General features: G+C 37.7%; 25 protein-coding genes. 5 read left to right on the top strand and 20 right to left on the bottom strand.

Annotated elements, in window-relative coordinates; translation table 11 throughout:
- Positions 1 to 11: 11 nt before the first annotated feature.
- From SNE_RS00755 to SNE_RS00740, 4 genes are all read right to left on the bottom strand, one after another.
- Positions 12 to 2,936, bottom strand: coding sequence for a hypothetical protein (locus tag SNE_RS00755; protein WP_013942365.1), 2,925 nt, complete (start codon positions 2,934 to 2,936; stop codon positions 12 to 14).
- A gap of 154 nt (positions 2,937 to 3,090) precedes the next feature.
- Positions 3,091 to 3,312: a hypothetical protein gene (locus SNE_RS00750; RefSeq protein ID WP_013942364.1), complete on the bottom strand. Its 222-nt coding sequence runs from the start codon at positions 3,310 to 3,312 to the stop codon at positions 3,091 to 3,093.
- A gap of 81 nt (positions 3,313 to 3,393) precedes the next feature.
- Entirely contained in the window at positions 3,394 to 4,221 is an 828-nt protein-coding gene (locus SNE_RS00745; RefSeq protein ID WP_013942363.1) for a protein kinase domain-containing protein, read from the bottom strand.
- Complete coding sequence (locus SNE_RS00740) at positions 4,221 to 5,009, bottom strand: hypothetical protein (RefSeq protein ID WP_013942362.1); 789 nt, start codon at positions 5,007 to 5,009, stop codon at positions 4,221 to 4,223. Before SNE_RS00740 ends, SNE_RS00745 begins: the two co-directional genes overlap by 1 nt.
- A 232-nt stretch (positions 5,010 to 5,241) precedes the next feature.
- On the opposite strand from SNE_RS00740, the gene SNE_RS00735 reads away from it, so the two are divergent.
- The gene (locus SNE_RS00735; RefSeq protein ID WP_013944678.1) at positions 5,242 to 6,054 is read left to right on the top strand and encodes an IS982 family transposase; all 813 of its coding nucleotides are present in this window, start codon (positions 5,242 to 5,244) and stop codon (positions 6,052 to 6,054) included.
- A 15-nt stretch (positions 6,055 to 6,069) separates the two neighbouring features.
- Here SNE_RS00735 and SNE_RS00730 read toward each other — a convergent pair whose 3' ends face one another.
- From SNE_RS00730 to SNE_RS13450, 3 genes are all read right to left on the bottom strand, one after another.
- Positions 6,070 to 6,312: a hypothetical protein gene (locus tag SNE_RS00730; RefSeq protein ID WP_148258911.1), complete on the bottom strand. Its 243-nt coding sequence runs from the start codon at positions 6,310 to 6,312 to the stop codon at positions 6,070 to 6,072.
- Positions 6,313 to 6,449: 137 nt separating this feature from the next.
- Positions 6,450 to 6,791 carry a hypothetical protein gene (locus tag SNE_RS00725; RefSeq protein WP_148258910.1) on the bottom strand — a complete coding sequence of 114 codons (342 nt, stop codon included), beginning with the start codon at positions 6,789 to 6,791 and terminating at the stop codon, positions 6,450 to 6,452.
- Positions 6,792 to 6,842: 51 nt separating this feature from the next.
- Complete coding sequence (locus SNE_RS13450) at positions 6,843 to 6,965, bottom strand: hypothetical protein (RefSeq protein ID WP_269453436.1); 123 nt, start codon at positions 6,963 to 6,965, stop codon at positions 6,843 to 6,845.
- A gap of 255 nt (positions 6,966 to 7,220) precedes the next feature.
- Between SNE_RS13450 and SNE_RS00720 the strand changes: the two genes are divergently transcribed.
- Together SNE_RS00720 and SNE_RS00715 are read left to right on the top strand one after the other, a co-directional pair.
- Positions 7,221 to 7,481 carry a helix-turn-helix domain-containing protein gene (locus SNE_RS00720; RefSeq protein ID WP_013942357.1) on the top strand — a complete coding sequence of 87 codons (261 nt, stop codon included), beginning with the start codon at positions 7,221 to 7,223 and terminating at the stop codon, positions 7,479 to 7,481.
- Positions 7,482 to 7,489: 8 nt separating this feature from the next.
- Positions 7,490 to 8,230, top strand: a complete 741-nt coding sequence (locus SNE_RS00715; RefSeq protein WP_013942356.1) for a DNA adenine methylase — start codon at positions 7,490 to 7,492, stop codon at positions 8,228 to 8,230.
- A gap of 2 nt (positions 8,231 to 8,232) precedes the next feature.
- On the opposite strand, the gene SNE_RS00710 is transcribed toward SNE_RS00715, so the two are convergent.
- Both SNE_RS00710 and SNE_RS00705 read right to left on the bottom strand, forming a co-directional pair.
- The gene (locus SNE_RS00710) at positions 8,233 to 8,739 is read right to left on the bottom strand and encodes a transposase (protein WP_079891495.1); all 507 of its coding nucleotides are present in this window, start codon (positions 8,737 to 8,739) and stop codon (positions 8,233 to 8,235) included.
- Positions 8,690 to 9,046, bottom strand: coding sequence for a transposase (locus SNE_RS00705; RefSeq protein ID WP_013943592.1), 357 nt, complete (start codon positions 9,044 to 9,046; stop codon positions 8,690 to 8,692). Before SNE_RS00705 ends, SNE_RS00710 begins: the two co-directional genes overlap by 50 nt.
- Positions 9,047 to 9,207: 161 nt before the next feature.
- Here SNE_RS00705 and SNE_RS12085 point away from each other — a divergent pair, with 161 nt between their 5' ends.
- Positions 9,208 to 10,077, top strand: a complete 870-nt coding sequence (locus tag SNE_RS12085) for a DUF7687 domain-containing protein (RefSeq protein WP_013942355.1) — start codon at positions 9,208 to 9,210, stop codon at positions 10,075 to 10,077.
- Here SNE_RS12085 and SNE_RS13510 read toward each other — a convergent pair.
- The 5 genes from SNE_RS13510 to SNE_RS00685 form a co-directional block, all read right to left on the bottom strand.
- The gene (locus SNE_RS13510) at positions 10,074 to 10,247 is read right to left on the bottom strand and encodes an Imm53 family immunity protein (protein ID WP_079891592.1); all 174 of its coding nucleotides are present in this window, start codon (positions 10,245 to 10,247) and stop codon (positions 10,074 to 10,076) included. The two genes, SNE_RS12085 and SNE_RS13510, sit on opposite strands and share 4 nt — an antisense overlap.
- Positions 10,243 to 10,371 (bottom strand): RHS repeat-associated core domain-containing protein, encoded by a 129-nt coding sequence (locus SNE_RS13505; protein WP_148259023.1) that lies wholly within the window; start codon positions 10,369 to 10,371, stop codon positions 10,243 to 10,245. The genes SNE_RS13510 and SNE_RS13505 overlap by 5 nt, the downstream gene beginning before the upstream one ends.
- A gap of 6 nt (positions 10,372 to 10,377) precedes the next feature.
- Complete coding sequence (locus tag SNE_RS00695; protein ID WP_013942354.1) at positions 10,378 to 10,704, bottom strand: hypothetical protein; 327 nt, start codon at positions 10,702 to 10,704, stop codon at positions 10,378 to 10,380.
- Between the two features lie 227 nt (positions 10,705 to 10,931).
- Positions 10,932 to 11,381: a transposase gene (locus SNE_RS00690; RefSeq protein WP_079891497.1), complete on the bottom strand. Its 450-nt coding sequence runs from the start codon at positions 11,379 to 11,381 to the stop codon at positions 10,932 to 10,934.
- Positions 11,332 to 11,688 carry a transposase gene (locus tag SNE_RS00685; protein WP_013943592.1) on the bottom strand — a complete coding sequence of 119 codons (357 nt, stop codon included), beginning with the start codon at positions 11,686 to 11,688 and terminating at the stop codon, positions 11,332 to 11,334. The genes SNE_RS00690 and SNE_RS00685 overlap by 50 nt, the downstream gene beginning before the upstream one ends.
- Positions 11,689 to 11,866: 178 nt before the next feature.
- Here SNE_RS00685 and SNE_RS00680 point away from each other — a divergent pair, with 178 nt between their 5' ends.
- The gene (locus tag SNE_RS00680; RefSeq protein WP_041418649.1) at positions 11,867 to 12,286 is read left to right on the top strand and encodes an SRPBCC family protein; all 420 of its coding nucleotides are present in this window, start codon (positions 11,867 to 11,869) and stop codon (positions 12,284 to 12,286) included.
- 22 nt (positions 12,287 to 12,308) lie between these two features.
- On the opposite strand, the gene SNE_RS12080 is transcribed toward SNE_RS00680, so the two are convergent.
- From SNE_RS12080 to SNE_RS00650, 6 genes are all read right to left on the bottom strand, one after another.
- Positions 12,309 to 12,956, bottom strand: a complete 648-nt coding sequence (locus tag SNE_RS12080; RefSeq protein WP_013942351.1) for a 4'-phosphopantetheinyl transferase family protein — start codon at positions 12,954 to 12,956, stop codon at positions 12,309 to 12,311.
- Positions 12,943 to 13,368: a lipocalin-like domain-containing protein gene (locus SNE_RS12075; RefSeq protein WP_158307184.1), complete on the bottom strand. Its 426-nt coding sequence runs from the start codon at positions 13,366 to 13,368 to the stop codon at positions 12,943 to 12,945. The genes SNE_RS12080 and SNE_RS12075 overlap by 14 nt, the downstream gene beginning before the upstream one ends.
- On the bottom strand, positions 13,355 to 16,078 hold the full coding sequence (locus tag SNE_RS12070; RefSeq protein ID WP_013942349.1) for a type I polyketide synthase: 2,724 nt from the start codon (positions 16,076 to 16,078) through the stop codon (positions 13,355 to 13,357). Before SNE_RS12070 ends, SNE_RS12075 begins: the two co-directional genes overlap by 14 nt.
- 8 nt (positions 16,079 to 16,086) lie before the next feature.
- Positions 16,087 to 18,123: a non-ribosomal peptide synthetase gene (locus SNE_RS00660; protein WP_158307183.1), complete on the bottom strand. Its 2,037-nt coding sequence runs from the start codon at positions 18,121 to 18,123 to the stop codon at positions 16,087 to 16,089.
- Positions 18,124 to 18,791: 668 nt separating this feature from the next.
- A complete protein-coding gene (locus SNE_RS12065) occupies positions 18,792 to 19,571 on the bottom strand; it encodes a class I SAM-dependent methyltransferase (RefSeq protein ID WP_013942347.1) in 780 nt (259 codons plus the stop codon).
- A 142-nt stretch (positions 19,572 to 19,713) separates the two neighbouring features.
- Positions 19,714 to 20,892: an MFS transporter gene (locus tag SNE_RS00650; protein ID WP_158307182.1), complete on the bottom strand. Its 1,179-nt coding sequence runs from the start codon at positions 20,890 to 20,892 to the stop codon at positions 19,714 to 19,716.
- Positions 20,893 to 21,064: the final 172 nt, after the last annotated feature.

The raw sequence follows: 21,064 nt of genomic DNA, 5'->3' as shown, positions 1-21,064 counted from the left end.
CAATCTCTCATTTAACGTTTCGCAAAATCGACTAAATAGAATTCGTTAAACGTCGAATACTGCCACTTGAAGTACTCGCCAAGTTCCTTTTTAAAAGTGGCCTCATCAGGATATTCGAGTAACCCGATGTTATCGTCCATCAAACGATAAATGTTCTTTGTCGGATCGAAATGGACATTCACAGCATGTCCTGCCCGAGGGTCTGTCGAATAAATAATAACAAGGAACGAAGGCTGACCACCCTTTGCATGAGCTACCATTTGATTCACCAAGTTTTGATGAATATTAGAGCTTGGGTTCACTAGAAGAGTTTCGTTAGTTTTCGTGATGCCAAATTCTTCAGCCTGCTCAAAAAGCTTTTCTCGAGCAACTGAGAAGGGGATTTTCCCCTTCTCTGCATCAACGTACCATCGTTTGATTCTGGCTTGATGCATTCGTGTTTTACTTGTACTTCCCATTGTAATTTCTGCAGTCGGTGCATCTGGGTTATCTGCGAGAATCGCAACACGATTCACAGAATTACTCATACAAACACCTTTGCCTAAATTCGTATCTTTTTCATCACCCTGATTGTAGGGAACTTTGATGAAGCGGATGTTATTAACGAGCCAATTGTGTTTATGCGCAAAAGATGATCTGTACCAACTTTCAAAGTACTCATTAGGACGCTTTCCAATTGCTTTAACGATCTGTTCCATGTAAGCTTCAAAGTCAATACCTGAAGCTGTATCCACCAATTGAAAGTTAATTTGGTTGATAAAAAGATCCTGTGACCACTCCAAAATATTAGGAAAAATCGTTTCAGGGTTGATATAGGAATAAGTTCCGCAGACTAACTTCGAAAAAAGGCCTCCAGACGTTCCATCGTACAGATTTTTGATCTCTTCCCATGTTTCGCTTGCCTCTTTAAGAGCCATTATTTCTGAGTAATTTGTAAGCATCCGAACAATTTGTGGAAAATGTGTGGCAAAATGCTGATTTAAGGGCGTTTTCAATGGATGCCTTCCGACAAATAGCTCAAACCTTTTTTGCATGGTTTTCTCTGAAATGCCATGCGTTGCATTTTTTGCAAGACCGTTTAAGTCTTCAAGGGTTTTTGGCCCCTTCTTCAATCCTGAAATCAATTCTACCTGAGCTTCCCGAATCGAACGAGCCTCAGTCTTCACCTTATAGCCATTGACATCAGAGCTTTCTACACCATGTTTTGCTGCAACATGCTTCATGAGCATCGTTTCTTCATTTGTGACAGCTAAAAACTCCTCTGGTTTTTGAAGAATGCGCATTGCCTTCTCAAGAAAAACAAAATCATTCGTCGTTTGAGTAGGATATTTCTTCTTAACGAATTCAATTTCTCTTATAATATCAGCAATATCTGATTTGAAGCTCAAAGAATCAGGATCGAGCCGAGCAATAAGCGTCTCAATTGTTCCAAATGCACGGATCTTTCGCTCTTCAAGGGTTTCAGTTTTTTGAATCTTTTCAGGGGTCGAAACAGTGTTTTCTGGAAGCTTTTCAACCGAAGAAAATTTTGCAAGAGCGCTCGAAAAGCTTGAAGAGACCTTTTTTTTCTCTTCGGTGGGAATAGCTAAAAGAGCCATAATCGGCTTCAATGCCTCAGCGTGATTCGCCGCAGCAAACTCCCGATACATCACTTTCATTCCACTAACAAACTGCTCTTTTAACTCTTTTGTGAAAAGGGGATGGTTTTCCACCTCTTTGACGTTTTTAGCAAGATTAGTAAGCATGCCCACAACTTTTTCTCGATAAGCCTGATGACTAAGATCTCCAACATTTTCAGGACTTAAAGCTAAAATGTTTATAAAGCCGGAATTCAAAATCACCTTTTTGACATCAATAATCCCATCAATGACCACCTTTTGACCTGCGAGTAGACCTTTCTCATCAACAGAGCCAAGAGCGTTAGCAAACTTATCGCAAAGAGAAATCAACGGCATTGCACTCTTCACTTGAGACAAAGAAGAGGCATTTGTCAAATAAGGAATGAGAACTTCGTGCTGAAAAAGATGTAAATTTTGAAGAATCTCCTTCTTATTTCCTCGAGTTGTTGCCGCCAGATCAATAGGATAAGAACTGCGCATCCCTTGAGGAATCTCAAAAGCCTCATTTAACTTCTCGATAATAGGGCTCACATCTTTCCCATGCCCGACCTTTTCAAATGAACCTTCAATTGCAACAAGTCCATTGTAAATTTTAACTTTCTCTTCATTCGACAAAACAGACGTCTTACATGCGGCGATAAAATCACCGACAAAACTCTTGAGACCGCTTACAACTTTGTTTCTTCTACTCTCTTGATCCAAGTTGGATAGCGTTCCATCCTCATATCCAAGAACGAAAGCATACAGCGCTCCATTTTTCATTAACTGAGCGTTGTAAACGCTGATCATCTCTCCATGACATGTTTTCAAAACACCTTTTTTATCAGCAGCCTTAATCTTCGTATAAAGAGCCATAGATTGATCAACAAACTGCTCCAATATGGCAACCTCTTCGGCGCTCGATGCATTTTTCAAAGCAGGAATCAAAACATCGTCCATAAAACGATAGAGCTTCCCAGCTACCGCAGGCTTATTTTCAACCGTCTCAGCCTCGCTCAGTCCCTTTAACTCCAATATAAATGGATCAGCAATCAAAGTGGCATAATTACTACCCAGCTTTTCTCTTAACCCTAGGAGCATCCGTATTCCCGAGAGATCCGTTGCAAATGGTGTTCCCAATTCAGCACTTTGAAATTGATCATCGATCAGTCCCACTTTTTCCACAAAAATCCCGATATCTTCCACAACATCATTCTTAACGTCCTGGAGATAGGAAATCACACCCTTGGCAACTTGAGAAATTCCTTTGAGGTTACTAGCTCGATTTTTTTCAGATGCATAATTTGTTTTTGACGGTTCAGCCTTATTAATAGCCATGAACCTATTTGAATCCAATATTGAAATACTCATTTTTTTCCCGCGCTCCTAATTAATATAAATATTATAACATAATAAAATATTTAATATCAATATATGGCAGGTAAAAATGAAAGATTGTTTACTATTTCACAATAAACTTAATATTAATTACTTAAGCCTTGGTGTTTGGCGAAAAGCCAGAGAAAAGGTCTCCAGGACGGCCTTTGACGACCGCGTCAACAACCTCTTGACTGACAGGCGTTTCTCGCTTTGTCTTGAAGATTTGATCAACTTGAGACTGGAGGTTTTCAGGATCGACCTTACGTCGGTTGTGGTCTTCTTCATAAGCAGTAAAAGGACACTTCGAACCATCCAAAGAAACTTTATGAGACATAGTAAAACCCCGTGTTAATTGCCCAAAATATACACAACAAAGTGAATAAAATCAACTCAATCAAAAATTTGCATATAATTTTTAAGAAAAAAAAGAATGATTTAAAATTTCATTTTCAGAATAGGGTTGTAGCCCATTTAAAAGCCCATGCATTTCTGAATAGACAAGATCGTAAAAATGCGAGTTCAAGATCAAATTTTCTCCCATTTCTGAAATAAGAATGCCAAAATTTTTCCAGTCATCTCTGACTCCTCCTTCCCAAATTTTACTCGAAAGAGTGAAGTCGATCACTTTTAGATCACAAGGGTCTTTCTCTATTCCAACATCTTTGACCAAGATGTTTTTCGCATGTAAATCCTGATGAACAAAACCTGATTCATGAAGAGAAAGAATAGCTTGAGCAAGTTTTCGTCCATAACCTTTCACTTCTTCAATGCTCATGCTTCGATGTTGCATATGGTCAAAGAGCGTTTCACCTTGAACTGCTTCAGAAATCGTTGCGATAAGAACGTGTCCGCGGTGGAAAATAGGATCAAATTTTTCAGCATAATGCACATGAATTCCATCATATGTAAAAATACCATATGCTTGGCCCAAGTAGCTGTTTTCAGGGAGTTTTATTGAAATCACCTCTCCATGATTTCCTCCCTTAATTAGATTCATTTCTGAAGGGCTTAACACCTTTAGTGCAACCTTTTGATGAGAAAACTTTTTCCCACCCGCTATTTGGAAAACAGAGCCAGCAGCACCTTGTCCAAGCCTCTTTTCAAAATGAACTAAACCCAACTGATTGAGTTGCTGAAATAACTTTTGTGAAATTTGATGATCCCCAACAATGTCTTGGATACATTCATAATAAGTGTCTGGCAAATCATAGTCACATAAACCCTCTGCAACAGCTTCAACCATTAAAACTCCAGCGAAAGTTGCAGAGAAAATCCCTGCATGTTCAAAGGTTTTTTCCAGTGAATTGTTTGATCCAGCTCTTCAGCCCAAAAATACATCGATTCGAACCCTCCGCAAATGCGGAGAATCTGAAGCTTATTTCCCAAAGGAATAGCCCCCTCAAGAAAGGAAAAAACTCTTCCACGAAAAGGGTGAAACCCCTTCGTTAAATTAACTTTCCCATCAATGATTCTTTGATAACTTCCATATAAAGAACCGTACGAGAGATCAAAATTTATAGATAAATAGGGGAAGAGCTTTCCTTTGAGCAGGACTCCTCCCATGGGCCCATAACAGTGATACGAGCTTAAGACATCTGTTTTGCTATTGATAACCGTTTTGTTTGCCCGCCACATCCATTCCATTCCCGCATAAGGTTTAATCGATAACTGCTTAAAAACAGCCAAAGGGAATCCCAAAGTAGCGTCAACATTTTGGAAATTGTAAGAATTATCAATCCTTTTAGTGGTATCCCAAACAGGAATTGTGAAGAGCTTTTCACTTTGACTCTCCCAAAAAGAATACGAAATGTCTAAGTCAAGCCTTTGTACAAAAGCCTTTCTTTCAATATCAATGCGGTATCCAGGGCGATAAGGTCCTTTCTTAGGTAAAAGGCCCACATTTTGAGAAAGCAAAAGAAGCTCTACAGATACCTTAACAGCCGAAGATTCCGAGTCTATCCGGTCATTTAATCCAATAGCATTGAGAGATGAAGCCAAGAAGAGACAAACGGAAAAAAGCCAAATTCTCATTAAATTAAACAAAACCGTATTTCATTGACAGATTAGTTTACCCGCTACAAAGATAAAATCAATCCAATTAAAAATTTGAAATATAATTAAATAATTTACTCACCCAAGTTGCTACCTAGATAAGCACACTTCTAAATTTCTTTAAATTGTTAATCATTAAATTTTTGCAAAAAAAAATCCCTCTTGGTTTAAATTCTTTTTTACCACAAAAAAAACAACCGCGAGGGAAACGATGCAAAATGCAATCATCTCTATTTTTTGTCACGTCGATGATTTTCTTAAAGCTATTTCTTGGAATGACGAGCCCCAGTCTCATATGACTTTAGCTGAAGTTATCACCGTTGGTCTTGTTTCTTGGCGCTTTTTTCAAGGTAATCTCGAGACCTCTAGGGTATTTTTATATGAACATGGATATATCACTAACATCTTGAGTAAGAGTAGACTTAATCGAAGATTACATGATGTTCCTTCATTTTTTTGGCATCTCATTGTTGCCCATCTTTCTTATCAAGTTGAGCCTTATTCAAAAGGCTTTTTAATTGATAGCTTCCCTGTTTCTGTATGCCATAATGTTCGTTCTAATAGGCGCGCTCTTTTCACAGACCAAAAATACATCGGTTATAACGCAAGTAAACAAGCTTGGTTTACAGGACTCAAAGTTCATGTTTTGACAACCTTCCAAGGGAAGCCTAGGGAGTTTTTATTGACATCAGCTTCGACTCACGATTTGACAGCCTTTAAAAAAATCTACCTTGGATCTCTTCTTAAAGGTTCTATCATCCTTGGAGATAAGGCTTATATTTCATCAGAGCATGAAAAAGCGCTCATTGAAAAGGATCTTCATCTCATCACAGAAAGAAGAAAAAATTCCCGCAAGGGACAAAGCTTTATTTATCACCGTTATGGCAGAAGGATACGGAAGAAAATAGAATCAACGTTTAGTAGAATCTCATCTTGGTTACCTAAGCATATTCATGCTGTAACTGATCGAGGATTTATCTTGAAACTGATGATGTTAATTGCTTCTTTTTCTATCACTTTTTGAGGTAGCAACTTGGGTTTACTCATCTCCAAGAGAGACAGGAATTGGGAATAAATACCGTTTGATTCGCATGCAAGCTAAGAAAGCAAAGAAATACAAAACTGCGCCCGCTGCCCCATATACAACAAGCGAAGTGATTTGATTTTCGTCTAAGGGTCTAAGAAAGTGAAATCCCATTGCACCGAGCTTTGTTGCAAAGACTAAAACCGCGTAAGAAGCAAAACAAGTTCTTACGAGCAAATACGAAAAAAAAATCGTCATTAAATCTAAAAAAATCCAAAGAAAATCAGCACTAGATCCCTCTAAATACCTAAGATCTCCAGTGTTGTTGAATAAATACACCTAAGTCCTTAACGCTCTGTAAACGCTTCCACAGATTATCAGTGACTTAAGTCGATTTATTCAACAACACCAAGATCTCCAAGTATTCCAACAATTGCAAAACCAAAAAGGACCATTAAATACACCCGTTTTGACCGAGCCTGATCTAACGCTTCTGGATAAGATGCCAATTTATTTAATCTTGTGCTGTTTTTTATTGCAAATTCAGTCGAGGAGTAAGTTTCAAATTTCAGACCTTTTGAAAATTGCTTCATAGCAAATTGAGCACCACGTTTCGCAACGTGTTTTCCTAATGCATAAACTCCTGTTGCAAGCATTCTCATCTCAATGCCTTTGTAAGTGCCTAATCTCGATTCTTGATAATAAAAATTATCTGAACCGCCCAAATGATTTTGCATGAGATTTTCATAGCTAGCTTGAAGGTTATGGCGCACAAAAAAATAGTCAGGTCACAAAGATTTTCCTTCAAATAAGAGACTTGTTGTTGCAAGAACCCCTAAATCCATAGCTAAGAATCCGAAATCGACAGCAGAATCAATCATTCCATGAGAGATGCCAATACTAGACTGCAAAACAGCCTCCCAAATGCGGGTACCAACATGTTCTCCGTAGAGATCGACTTTCTTGCCTTCCAGCAGGGTAAATCAACAAATGTAGGAGATATTCCTTTTAAAGAGTCAATGGGAGTTTATGTTCGAATTAGAGTATAGAAGAGGGTCTCCAAATGCTAATCCAGCTTGTTTTGCGCAATAAGTTTTTACTTCGCAAAAAATATAACATGCGATATATCATACTATATAATCTAAATTAATGTTTAAGGTGTAACTGTGCCTGCTTCTAATATTTTCAGCTACTCAGATGAAGGACTTGCCAACAAAATTAAAGAAATCCGACAAGAATTAGGATTGACTCAAGAGCAGTTTGCAGTAAGGCTTGGGGTAACATTTCCAACAGTGAATAGATGGGAAAACATTAAAACAAAGCCTTCTCCGCTTGCGCTTCAGAAGCTACGAAAGCTTATGGTTAGTCGACAAAAAAAGAAATCGTTAAGCAATGAATACTCTAAAAATAGTAAAGCCCTGAAGTAGGATTGATTATGAGTGTTGAACTTGACTTGTTTCCGATCAATTCTTCAGCTAAACCTTTTATTAAATGGGCAGGGGGAAAACAATCATTAGCTTTTACACTAATAGATTTTTTCCCAAAAACTTTTGAGCGTTATTATGAACCCTTTTTGGGTGGTGGCAGTGTCTTTTTTAGTCTGCATCCACTTAATGCTTGCTTATCTGATGAAAATAAATGGTTAATAGACACTTACACAGCGTTAAAAGAAAACTGGGAGCGTGTTGCAGATTATTTAGATAAAATGATTAATACGGAACAAGAGTTTCTTAGAATTCGATCGGTCAATCCTTGGAGTCTTAATCTATTCGAGAGGGCGAGTCAATTTATTTATCTTAATAAGACGTGTTTTAGAGGTTTATTTCGCGTTAACGGCAAGGGCACTTTCAATGTGCCTTACGGCGCTTATGATAGAAGATACCATGATCCTGACAATCTAAAAGCTGTTTCTAAAGCACTGGCGAACGTTGAACTTAAATGTTGTGATTTTGAATTTGGCCTGTACGGAATAAACCAACATGATTTTGTTTATTTCGATCCTCCTTATTATAAACTTGGAGGCTATTCGGATTTCAATAGATATACTGCTAAGCAATTCAGAGAGAAGGATCATTTCAGATTGGCTGCAATATGCCGCGAATTAGACAGTAAAAGAGTCAATTGGGCTATTAGTAATAGTAACACTGAATTTGTAAAGAAATTGTTTTCTGGATGAACCTATCCAACTAAATTTTTTATCCAAGTATAAACTACCCCCAATATTACCAATCCATTCCATATCACGAATAAACGCTCCCATCGCATCAATAGCCGACGACAACGTCTTTTTAACCAAGCAAAAGCTCGTTCTACCTTCCAGCGTTGTGGGCTCAATTTGAAGAAATGGGTAACTTCGTTAATTTCTGGCGCCCATCTTCCTTTGATTTTCCGATAGGGAATTAGAGGAAATATTCCCATGTTTAACAAAAACTGACGTAACCAGCCTGCATCATAACCTTTGTCTGCCTCAAGAACAACTACTCGCCCTTTGAGTGACTTTAATGGAAGCTGTGTAAGCAATCTGCTAACTTCCTGTTTTTCATCCCCCTTTGCATCGGTAGTTGTAATGGCTATTGCATTGCCGTTTTTATCGATAAGCAAGTGAAGCAGAACTCCCTTGCCTTTATAACCATAATCAACTTTTTCCCCTCCTCCTGGAGCGGGGGGAAAAAGAACCGTCCACAGCTACTTGAGAAAGATCAACTTTTCCTTCCATTATTGCTATCTGTAATAGCCCACTCATCACCTTATCAAAAACTCCTTCAACACTCCATTGCTTTAACCATTTGTGAGCTGTAGAACGAGGGATAAAAAGAGAGGAATCTGTCGGAAGATCCGCCCAACGACATCCTCTCGTTAAGATAAAGAGTATTGAATTCCAGGTTTTGCGTAGATCACTTCGAGGAGTTCCTCTCTCCAAAGGAAAAGTATGGTCCATAAGACCTTCAATGAGTTGCCATTGTTCATCTGATAAACACTTAAATCCTGCCATGTCATCTCCTAAATTTTTTTAAAAGAATATAGCATTTAACTTTTTAGTTGGATAGATTCATTTAATTTGTACGAAATTTCTGCTAGAAGAGAAATTAATTTAAATTCTCAAAATAGAACCGTAACTGAACTTCTCATAACAAATTATTAGGTAAAGTCAGAGTGAAAAAACAACTTTCACAAAATAATGAAAAGGATGTTTTTAGCTATCAAAACATAGGTTGGCAACATGAGCTATGGGATGTGGTACGATATTTTCGTTCAATTGGAAAAAATGAAAAACAACTTAGAGAATTTTGGCTTGCTTATCTCAAAGAAAAATCCTCTTTAGCTATACTTGTCAATGAAAAGAGTTCTAAAAAACTGGAAATTCATGGTTCGGTACCACTGAAACAAAATACAATCGATCTATTTTTTGAATACCTTGTTTTTTCTGAAAACCAATACGAAACGTATAAAAATCGCCTTAGAACGGAGCAAGAAGCTCTTTGTTTTTGCGAACAACTTGGCATAACAGCAGCCAAAACGGCTACAAAGAGCTTAGATCATCATCAATCTTCAAAATCCCTTGTGGCTGCTGTAACAGAAATTAGTTCAAAAATTGCTGCAAAATTTGGTTTTAATATTGATATTGATCCGCAGCACCGATGTGTTTGGTTTAAAGAAAAAGATTTATATGTCACTGCAAGAAATCTTGATGGAGCCATACCTTGCTTGGTCAACCCCTTTGTTGTTTGGGAAATTAAAGAATATTGGGGAAAGACGAAAGGGGGCAGTAAAATGAGTGATGCAGTTTATGAGTGCTTACTTGTTGGAAAGGAACTTAGAGAATATGAAGAAAAGCGTGATTCCCGAATTTATCATATTGTTTTTGTTGATGGGAAAGAACAATGGGAACACAGAATTTCAGATTTTATCCGCTTTATAGATCTCTATAATCAAGGAATTATAGATGATCTCGTTGTTGGTCGTGGTGTCGAAATACGTTGGAGTACAACTCTTGATACAATTCTTTTAAAACAGAAAACTTAATCCTCTACCCATACTTTGGAGATTTCTAATACTTCAGATAAATTGAAAAGACCACAGGCTCCTTGAAATATTCCATCTTTTACGAAACAGTGAAACCAATCTTTTTCAGAACGTTCAGTTATTATTTTTTGAAATTCTTTTTTTTCACATTCTGTTTCCTGTAAATTAATTTATATACCAACCAGGATTGTCTAAGTATAAGAAGGGATTATTGAGCAAGAACTGGTAGAGGTTAGGGCCATCAACAAGGCCCTTGGAGTCAGGTGAGAGAAAGCGGCCTGTGTCTGTCTTTATTGATGGTTACTCTGAGTATTCTAGTATGTTATCATGAGATAATGACATAAAGCATCGCCCTTTACCATCTTCGTGAACTATTTCTAGACATTCTTTTTTCTCGTCTAAAACTCGGATTTCGGAACAATCTTTCATATGAATATTAACGATAGCAACGTCTCGACTATTATGAATTAGAATACCTGCATAATTTTCATAAATGGAGAAAGAAAGTGTGATTACTAACCCATCATCTCTCTTTTTCTCAAACCAATAAACACCTAGCTCTTCGTTTGTAACGATTGGTATAGTTCTATCAAAGATAGTAAGTAATTGAATTGTATTGATCTTCATTTGCTCCTCGGCATGACAGTAATCACTTCTCCCAATTCATTTAATTTCACATTAGCTCCTGTGCTTCCGGGGTTAAGAATTTCAGCTTCAACAACTGAAGGAGGAATGCCTCTTGGACTTGGGCTGTTTTCATACCACCATTTATTAAACTGTTTTGTACTTAAATGAACCTATCCAACTAAATTTTTTATCCAAGTATAAACTACCCCCAATATTACCAATCCATTCTATATCACGAATAAACGCTCCCATCGCATCAATAGCCGACGACAACGTCTTTTTAACCAAGCAAAAGCTCGTTCTACCTTCCAGCGTTGTGGGCTCAATTTGAAGAAATGGGTAACTTCGTTAATTTCTGGCGCCCATCTTCCTTTGATTTTCCGATAGGGAATTAGAGGAAATATTCCCATGTTTAACAAAAACTGACGTAACCAGCCTGCATCATAACCTTTGTCTGCCTCAAGAACAACTACTCGCCCTTTGAGTGACTTTAATGGAAGCTGTGTAAGCAATCTGCTAACTTCCTGTTTTTCATCCCCCTTTGCATCGGTAGTTGTAATGGCTATTGCATTGCCGTTTTTATCGATAAGCAAGTGAAGCAGAACTCCCTTGCCTTTATAACCATAATCAACTTTTTCCCCTCCTCCTGGAGCGGGGGGAAAAAGAACCGTCCACAGCTACTTGAGAAAGATCAACTTTTCCTTCCATTATTGCTATCTGTAATAGCCCACTCATCACCTTATCAAAAACTCCTTCAACACTCCATTGCTTTAACCATTTGTGAGCTGTAGAACGAGGGATAAAAAGAGAGGAATCTGTCGGAAGATCCGCCCAACGACATCCTCTCGTTAAGATAAAGAGTATTGAATTCCAGGTTTTGCGTAGATCACTTCGAGGAGTTCCTCTCTCCAAAGGAAAAGTATGGTCCATAAGACCTTCAATGAGTTGCCATTGTTCATCTGATAAACACTTAAATCCTGCCATGTCATCTCCTAAATTTTTTTAAAAGAATATAGCATTTAACTTTTTAGTTGGATAGATTCATCAAACATCCGTTACACAAACCTCTTTCGACTGAAATATTAGAGGCAATCGTATGTAATACTTCATATGTTATTGTTTCTGCATATGACGGTGAGGGGTATATTATTTGGGAGAGAACATGAGCATTTTTAAATGGAATAGTGAATTTGTTGCTGAAGTAGACATGCCTCTACAGCGAGTTTGGGAATATTGTTTAGACTTTAACAATTGGGCAAAAGGAGATAAGCGCATCGAATATTTTTCGTGTGATACAAAACTTGATCTTGGAGCACAAGTAAAGGGAAAAATAAAGGGAAGACCTACCTTCGTTACAATTTTGGTTACTAACTTCCGGGAATACGAGAGACTAGATACTCTTACCAAGGCTCCGTTCTTTAAACAAGAAACTACATTCATTATAGAAGAGATGTCTTCTGAGAAAACAAAGCTAAAACAAAAAGTTCATGTGTCGAGTCCTTTTACTTTATTCATGAAAGGTTTCTATGAAAAACATGTAACGACTCATAAAGATTTGTTCTTAAAAGGGCTTAATTCTTAGTTTCAGATAGGATTCTCAGTGCTCATTCTTCCTCTAATAAGCAAACACCAATTTTATGATGATGAGTGGTAAAAGTATAAACGATTGCATTGGGCTTTTCTGAAGAAAAGACACCATACGAAACATGAGTTAAAAGTGGAGGTTTTTCTTCGGTAAATCCCGTCCCCATGGCTTTTAGAAGGGCTTCTTTTGCACACCAATAATCATAAAATGAATCTATAGGATCTTCTCCGCTTATAATTTGATTTTTTTCGATTTCATGTAACACAGGCGATTCTAAAACGACTCGATCTGGATTGATTGCTTCTATATCGACTCCAATAAGTCGATCAGGGCAAAACGCAAAAAGGGCGTAATGGTGGGAATAGGATAAGCTAAAATGAAGTAGGTGACCTTCAATATAAGGCTTCCCAAAGTCATCACGCAAAATCGTGACCTCACTAGGCTTGCAATTCAAAAGCTCACCTAGTTTTTGTCGCAAGATTGCCTGGGCAATGAGAAGCCTATTACGATCTCTCTCGAATGAAAATCTCTCGGCACGCGCTAAGGAAATATCATCTACAACTTTGCTAGCAGCATCGACCTCTTCTTGCTGTATGTTGGAGAGATTTACAAGAAAAAACTCACACTTTTCCTTAAGAGGAAGATGGAGCGGTTCAACCCTTTGCATCTACACGTTCCCAGACAACAATGCTTTCATTTTGTGCACTCGGATCTGTGCAAGACAACGTCAAAACATTTCCTGAAAGGTCGATCTTTCTTTTTTGAGGGACATTAATAAATGAGGGAAAACCGCAAGCTTCAGGAAAGTGTGTCACGACATCACCACTGACTTCGTAACGACCTACGTATCCTCCGAAATTTTCAGCTGCTTCAATTTTTTCTGCATCGGTACCAGAGCGAAATTGGTGTTGACTTGCATACATTCTGCTTGCTGACATCATGTGAACAGAAACAACATTATCTGGAGTATAAATAATATAACCAATGGCATCTTTCCCATAGGGATAAGTCACTCCATCAGAATTATTAATTGAACAAGACACAAGTTTCCAAGCGCCTAAAAGTTTAGATTTTGGCATCAGGCGATTCTTTTTTTTGAGATTGTAGAAAAGCATCAATAAGCTTAGCAACTTCATCAACATAAGGGGAAGTCATAATTCCTAAATGACTTGCTGCAATCACATGTGGTTCAATTTTGTTGCAGCCGAGATCTTTCCAAGTTGAAACAAGAGAAATGTCATGCAGAGATGAAAGCTTTTCTTCTGTTTCGAAAAAACAAATACGCTTTGTGTAGCACTTTGGTCGATATTTTTTTAGAGCTCCCCAATGAACTTTCATGCATTCAAAAATACGCTCTTGCTCAAGAAAAGGAAGGATTTCAAAGTTCATGCATTGCATGATTTGCCGAATTTTTTCTTCTCGAGAAAGTTCTTTTAATTCTTCGGGTGACAATTTTTTTCCTGAAAAAAGCTCAAGAAGAAGAGAAAACATGTCATCTTCAGTTTCTGCACCTTGCTTGAGATGTGTTGGGTTAATGATATCAATCATTGTCAATGAATCTACATCGAGTTGCTGTGCAATTTCATATGCGACAAGTCCTCCAAAAGAGGCTCCAATTATTCTATAGGGGCCTTTTGGTTGAACCATTTTGATCATTTTGACGTAATCACTTGCCATACGCTCAATAGTCAACGAAGAGTCAGAAGAAGAGTAAGGACTTTCAATTCCATAAATCTGTCCCTCATCTTGAAGGACATTTGCAAGCTGCTTATAAGAGAAAATATGCCCATCAATTTGATGAATCACAAAAAGAGAGCAAGTAGGATCGCCTTCTTTTAAAAGAACGGCTTCTCGATCTGCACTTGTTCCACGTTCCTTTTCGATAAATGTGGAAAGTTTTTCGATCGTTGGATATTGCAAAATAGTATTGACCTTCAGAGAGACCCCTAAAACTTCTTGAATCTCAGGAACCATTTGAATAGCCAAAAAAGAGTCGCCTCCAAGATCGAAAAAGTTGTCATTCACAGTAAGTTGGTCTAACCCTAAATATTCTTTCCAAATTCTCTTAAGAGTATCCTGGACATTATCTGAAGGAGTATTTGCTTCTTCTTTTGCATTGAACTCGAGCCAGTAGCGTTTTTTTTCGAAGGGGTAAGTAGGTAATGATATACGTCGACACCCATCGTTTTCATGAAGGTGTGTCCAGTCGATCGATTCTCCTCGCATCCAATCAAGCCCCATGCGCTCTAATTCGGTCTTTGCTTCACCAATCTCATCTCTGGTAGCTAACTGCTTCATCGCATCTTCTCGGTTTGTAGCAACAAATGCTTTTCGTTGAGGAAAGGCTGCCCGTCCTACCTGCAGTGTATAAGCTACATCTCCTAAATCTAAATCAGGATGTTTTTCCAAATAGCTCTTCAACCGATCTGACATGGCTTGCAATGCAGTTTTTGTTTTCGCTGATAAAACAAAAAGGTAATCTTGATGGCGCTCCTCTCTTTTCAGAACCTCAGGAGGTTCTTCTAATATTACATGCGCATTCGTTCCGCCAAACCCTAGAGAATTCACTAATGCACGTCTAGGTGTTTCTTCCCATGGCTTTGTTTCTCCCACTACATAAAAGGGGCTTGACTCAAAATCAATGTGAGGGTTGGGTTCTTTAAAATGTAGCGATGCAGGTAATGTCTTATGATGCACTGCTAAAGCAGCCTTAATTAACCCAGCAACACCTGCAGTTTCCATTAAGTGGCCAATGTTGCTCTTTACAGACCCAATCGCACATTGTTTTCTCTTACCAGTTCCAAACACCTCACTGAGAGCTTGAACTTCAATAGGGTCCCCCAGCAAAGTTGCTGTTCCATGAGCCTCTATGAGAGAAACAGTCTCGGGGGCGATCCCTGCCATTTTAAACGCTCTGCGCAGGGCACTTGCTTGACCCTCAATACTCGGGGCAGAGTAACCGATCTTTTCTGAACCATCATTGTTAAGACCGAAACCGCGAATAACAGCATAGATGTGGTCTCTATCTCGGATAGCCTCATCGAGCCGTTTTAATACCACGACTCCAACCCCGTTCCCAGGAACAGTTCCTCCCGACTTTGCATCAAAGGGGCGGCAGTGTCCATCTGAAGAAAAAATCATTCCTTCCTGATACTGATATCCCCGTTCTTGAGGAATCGAGATCGTTGCTCCACCCGCAAGTGCGATATCACACTGATGAGTTAATAACTGACTGCAGGCCATACATACCGTAACAAGGGAAGTTGAACAAGCCGTCTGAATAGCCATACTTGGCCCTTTTAAGTTCAACTTGTAGGAAACACGTGTCGTTAAATAATCCAACTCATTTCCCAAACGGAGCAGGTTCTTTTCAGATTCTTTGCAAGCATCAGAATGAGTCAGAATATTGTAATAATAGTTTGATTCAGAACTTGCTCCAGCATAGACCCCAATCGCTCCGTTATACTGTCCCGGAGCATATCCAGCATCTTCTAGTCCTTGATAGCAACACTCTAGAAATAGCCGATGCTGAGGGTCGGTCAGTTCTGCCTCTCTTCGGCTCATGCCGAAAAAGTCTGCGTCAAAATCTGTGATGTTTTCAATGGTTCCACGTGCTTTCACGTAGTTAGGTTTTTCCAAGTCTGATTTAGGAAGTTCTTCATCAGAGAATCGCATAATTGACTCAACACCCTGACACAAGTTATTCCAAAACATCTCAGTGTTTTGAGCTCCGGGGAAACGGCCTGACATTCCAATGATGGCAATTCCGTTTTGATCTGCTTTTTTCATTTCATAACCTATGACGATCTGGCTTTTCGTAAGTCCTGACTTTTGAGTGATTCAAGGTATTTCGCAAAACTATTGATGGTAGAATAGCGAAAGTACTCAATAATCGGGACGTTTACTTTCAAAACCTCTTTCACAGCAGTTTGAATATTTGCCAGTAAAAGAGAGTTTCCCCCAACGTCAAAGAAATTATCATCTGGACCAATATTATAAAGGTTGAGAGCTTTTTTCCAAATCTCCAAAAGAGTTTGTTTCACTCCTTTATGAGAGATGTTTTTATCATCTGCAACTTCAGCAACAGGAAAAATCGGAAGGGCCTTACGGTCAATTTTCCTATTATGGGTCCGAGGAAAGTATTCTAGCTGCATAAAATGAGAAGGAACAGCGAATTTGGGCAATAAAAGATCTAGAAATTTGCGCAGTTCTCCAACAGATAAAATTTTTCTGCCAATGGTAGTGAAATAAGCAACCAAACAATCTTGATGGTCTTTCATTTTTTGAACTTTAACAACAGCCTCATCGATTTCCTTATGTTGACAAAGAACAGCCTCAACTTCTCCCAATTCAACACGATGTCCCCGGATTTTAACCTGATAATCCATGCGCCCTAAGAACTCCAAGTTTCCGTCTGGAAGCCAGCGACCATAGTCTCCAGTGCGATATAACCGAGTCAACGCCTTGCCAGGTAAAGCAACTTTCACAAACTTCTCAGCAGTGAGATTGTTCCGATTGAGATACCCCATGGCTAGCCCCTTGCCACCTAAGCAGATTTCACCCCTCATCCCAATAGGTACAAGCTGTAAATTCGCGTCAAGGACATACACTTCAGTATTTGGCAAAGGTTTTCCAACGTGAATAGGGCTAATTTTTTCAGTTAGCGGGTCATAAATCTGTGCAAGGTTGCTTCCCAATGCTATTTCACAAGGCCCATATTCGTTAAAAAGTTTTACATGAGGAGCAAACTGAGCATGCAGCGGGGGAAGAGAGTTTGGAATCACTTCACCAACGAGGCTCATGATTTCAAGAGATTTGGGAAAAGGGACTTCTTTCTCAAGCATCATTGCATAGAATGAAGGAACGCACATGAAAAAATTCACCCGAAACTTTGCCATATGCTTAATTAAGGCTTCACCATCGACACGTTCACTTTGATCAGGAATGCACAATGTTCCACCTGTCATTAGAGAGTGAAAGATCGTTAAAATGCTCACATCGAAGCTAATTGACCCCGTCAGCATCGCAATGGTCTTATTGGGATAATATCTTTTTCTTTCTAGGCATAAATGCGGAAGGCTTTCATATGAAATCATGATTCCCTTAGGTTTCCCTGTAGAACCTGAGGTATAAATGATATATACGGGGTTTTCAGCTAACCCCTGCTCTGATACAGAACTAGAAGAAGATTTGGCAACCTTTTCCATATCAGTGTCTAAATTGACAATGGGATTTGAAAACCCTGAAAACTTCTCCGCAACTGATGAGCGAGTTACCAAAATCTCAGGCTTGGCATCTTGGATCATCATATTTAGGCGTGTATCGGGATAACTTGGATCTAAAGGCAAATATGTTGCTCCAAGTCGAATGATTGCAAAAATGGTCACAATGACGTCAGGATCGTGGTGGCAACTGACAGCTACGACAGATCCATGGCTAATGCCAAGGTTTTTAAGGTAATGAGCCATTTGATTAATTTTATTATTTAGCTCAGCATATGTCAAGGCTTCATCTTGAAAGTAAATGGCTATTTCATCAGGCGATAGACTTACCTGCTTCTCAAAAAAACAAATGATGTTGTCAGGATAATTTTCTTCAACTCCCTCAGCAAACTCATAATTGAGCAAACGTAATTCATCTTCAGCCAAGTACTCTAAGACATTAAGCTCACGATGTGGGTGATCTAAAGCACTTTCTAAGAGTGTGCAAAAATGACCGATCATACTTTCGACTGTTGCTAGTTGGAAAACCTTACGAGCTGCTGCTATGTGCACAGTATGAGAATCTTCTTGCTCGTCAACGAAAAAAACCAAGTCAACTAGGTTTTTATTCACTTCATTGAGGCCTTCTTCAGAAAAAGAAAACAGAACCTGATATTGCTCAGAGTTTTGCTGAAAAAATATATTTTGATTTTTTTTTGAGGACTCTAAGCGAGAAACGAGGCTTAAAAATGACTCTTTTTCATAGCAATGAAGATGAAAGGGCTCCACAATATTCTGACGCTTTACTCCGATCACAAAATCATTTTGACCTGAATAGCGGAAAAGCAGGGCTTGAAAAGCAGCGAACAGAATATTATTCGTTGATAATTCATGAGTTACGCTAAAGTCAGCTAGTTTTTTTTCTAATGATGAGGAAAAAGAATTTTGGAAACAAAGTTTTTGAGATCTAAAGGATTCAGAATCAGGTTTTTTAAAAGGCAAAATTAGTCTATAAATCTTTTGAAGATTTTGGGCTTTATGCTCCTCTTCAGGAGTTTGAAATCTTCCAGTGCCCATAAGCTTACCCCTTTTCACCTCTTAGATGGCTTGAAAACCAGTTCAAGATAAGAGGTTTATAGTAATAAAACATCTTAATTTTGATGCTATCATAAAAGATATATGCAAAAACTTCAACCGAAATAAGTAAATTATTTCTTTATAGTCTTAAGGTTAATAAGTTCATATTGATTTTTCCAAGTAATTTATAAAGACAAAATATCAGAAAAGATGTTTGAAGTTATTTAATGTTTACAGGCATTAATGAATAACGCTGTGTATGGTAGATGAATACCGCCATCTTCTTTTTGGATTTGATAATGTTTGGACTCAATTATGAGTTGATCAAGATATTCTTCATGTAAAATTGAAGGCAAAGGGATGAAGCTTGTTAACCATGCTCGGACAAACTCTTTCATTTCATTAGCATCTTGATAAGATATTGTGGATTTGAATGACTCATATTTTTTTAGATATAACCCATTTTCTAAAATTGCCTCTCTGAGTTCGGTTGCAGAAAACATTGATTTATGAGCAGCTTTATCTACATAGTTTGGATAATTTTCAGAGGCTTTTGCAAAAGGTTGATAATAGATGTTTTCCCTTGGATATGTAAGAAAAAGCAGCTCTCCTTTAGGGTTTAAAAAACTACATAAAAGGTTTAGAGTCTCTCTCCAACATCGAACCCATTGAAAGCAGTTGAAAGAAACGATCAAATCAAACTGTTTGGAAAATGAAAGGTTTTCTGCTCTATCGTACAGGAATTCAAGATTTGAAAATTTAGATTTTGGAAAATGGGCCCGAGCATATTCAATCATATTAAAAGAAGCATCAATTCCGATGACGTTTCCTTCAGAAGTCTTTTTAGAAATATCTGCAGTAATTCTCCCGTCTCCGCAGCCAATATCTAGGACGTTAGCCTTTTTTTTGAATTTATAATCGTCTAAAAGTTTGCTTGCTAAAGAAAGTTGAATCTTTGAATTTTTCGCATAGTACTTAGCGTCAAAATCTACTTCGCTTTTCATTTGATTATTCTCCGACAGCTATTGATTCTATTTGTTTTGGGCTCAATTATAGATTACGATAAGAAAAAATCAAATAGAAATTGTAGAATTTTTGTTGAGCTTTAAATTCACACTAAACCTTTTTTGCAAGATCAATTTCGACTTATGTGTCAGTAGTTTGAATTATTTTCGGTCTGTTCTTTTCGAAAATTTTATATGGAATCCAAGAAATGAGGGCAAAAATGAAAGAAATTAGCACCATATAATTAACGTTATAATTAAAACTTTTATGCGTTAGAATGGTTAAGAATGAAATTAGGAAAGCTAGTGTGTCAGTAGATTCAATTAACCCATAAATTTTTCCCATCTGATGATGTTCGGTTTGTTTTGCAAACATGGCAAAAAGAGTTGGGGCTATCATAGCATTTCCAAAAGCGTGAAAAAAATAACAACCAGTCAATAAGTGTAAGTTAACATGAGAGAAGTTAAAGAGGGAATGCATGATAAAAGGCATTAAGGAAAAACATTGAAATACATATGCAATGCGAATCATAACCTTGTTAGATAGAAGACCTGTAAATCTTAAAGTTATCACTCCAAATAAATAACCTATCATCATAGCTAGAGCTATATCAGCAAATCCAATGATTTTGAAATCTACATATAATAGCAGTACGCTATAGAGAGAAACCTCCCATAATAAAAAAGCTAAAAGCCCGTTTACTATACATTTGTTTTTGAGGTCTTTTATTAGAAGAATGACTTCGAATTTTATTATTGCAAAGAAGAAGTGAGAATGTTCTTTTGTAAGAAGCTCTCTTTTTTCCTTTTGTGAAGGATGGTCTTTATCTCTTCTATCTTTAAATTTAGTTATGCATAAGGCGAGGCTTAATAATAGAAATATTATTGCGAGAAAGTTTGCTTGGATTGTAGTAATTTTTAAGTTTGCAAAGATCATCAACATATAGCCGATTGCATATGCAGAAGTTATAACACCGAATGAAAAACGAAAGTTTTTATTTTGAGTATCAGCAACTGCAGCAAGTGAAATAGGAATGATATTTCCTAGTAGACCTTTTAAGAGTATTATGATGATTAACGAAGTTAAAAAGTGTGTTATATTGATATTGTAAAGAGCTACAATAATTAATGATATCAAGCAGAACATTATTGCGATACACAAGCTTTTTTTTCTGCAGTAGTAGTCAGAAAAAGCTGCCTGAATGGGAGCTATGCAAATCTGAAGAACGAACAGAGATAAAATCAATACATATTCTTCTACTTGAGGCCTTGTGTTGATTGCGATTGATATATAATTTTCGCTAATAACATCTGAAAACACGAAGAGTAGAATAAGAAAAAGATAGATTTTTGAGTGATTCGACGTTTTGACGCTAGTTTGCATAGAATTTGTTTATCCTTTATCCTGAAATTTTTATCACATCCTTTAGGAAAGATCGTTATTTAAATAATTAACATCTTCATATTTTTTCATATCTTATGAGCTTTTTTTT

The organism is Simkania negevensis Z (assembly GCF_000237205.1).
Classification (GTDB): Bacteria; Chlamydiota; Chlamydiia; order Chlamydiales; family Simkaniaceae; genus Simkania; species Simkania negevensis.
The sequence above is the reverse complement of the archived record's forward strand: the minus strand, read 5'-3'. Positions and strand labels throughout refer to the sequence as shown.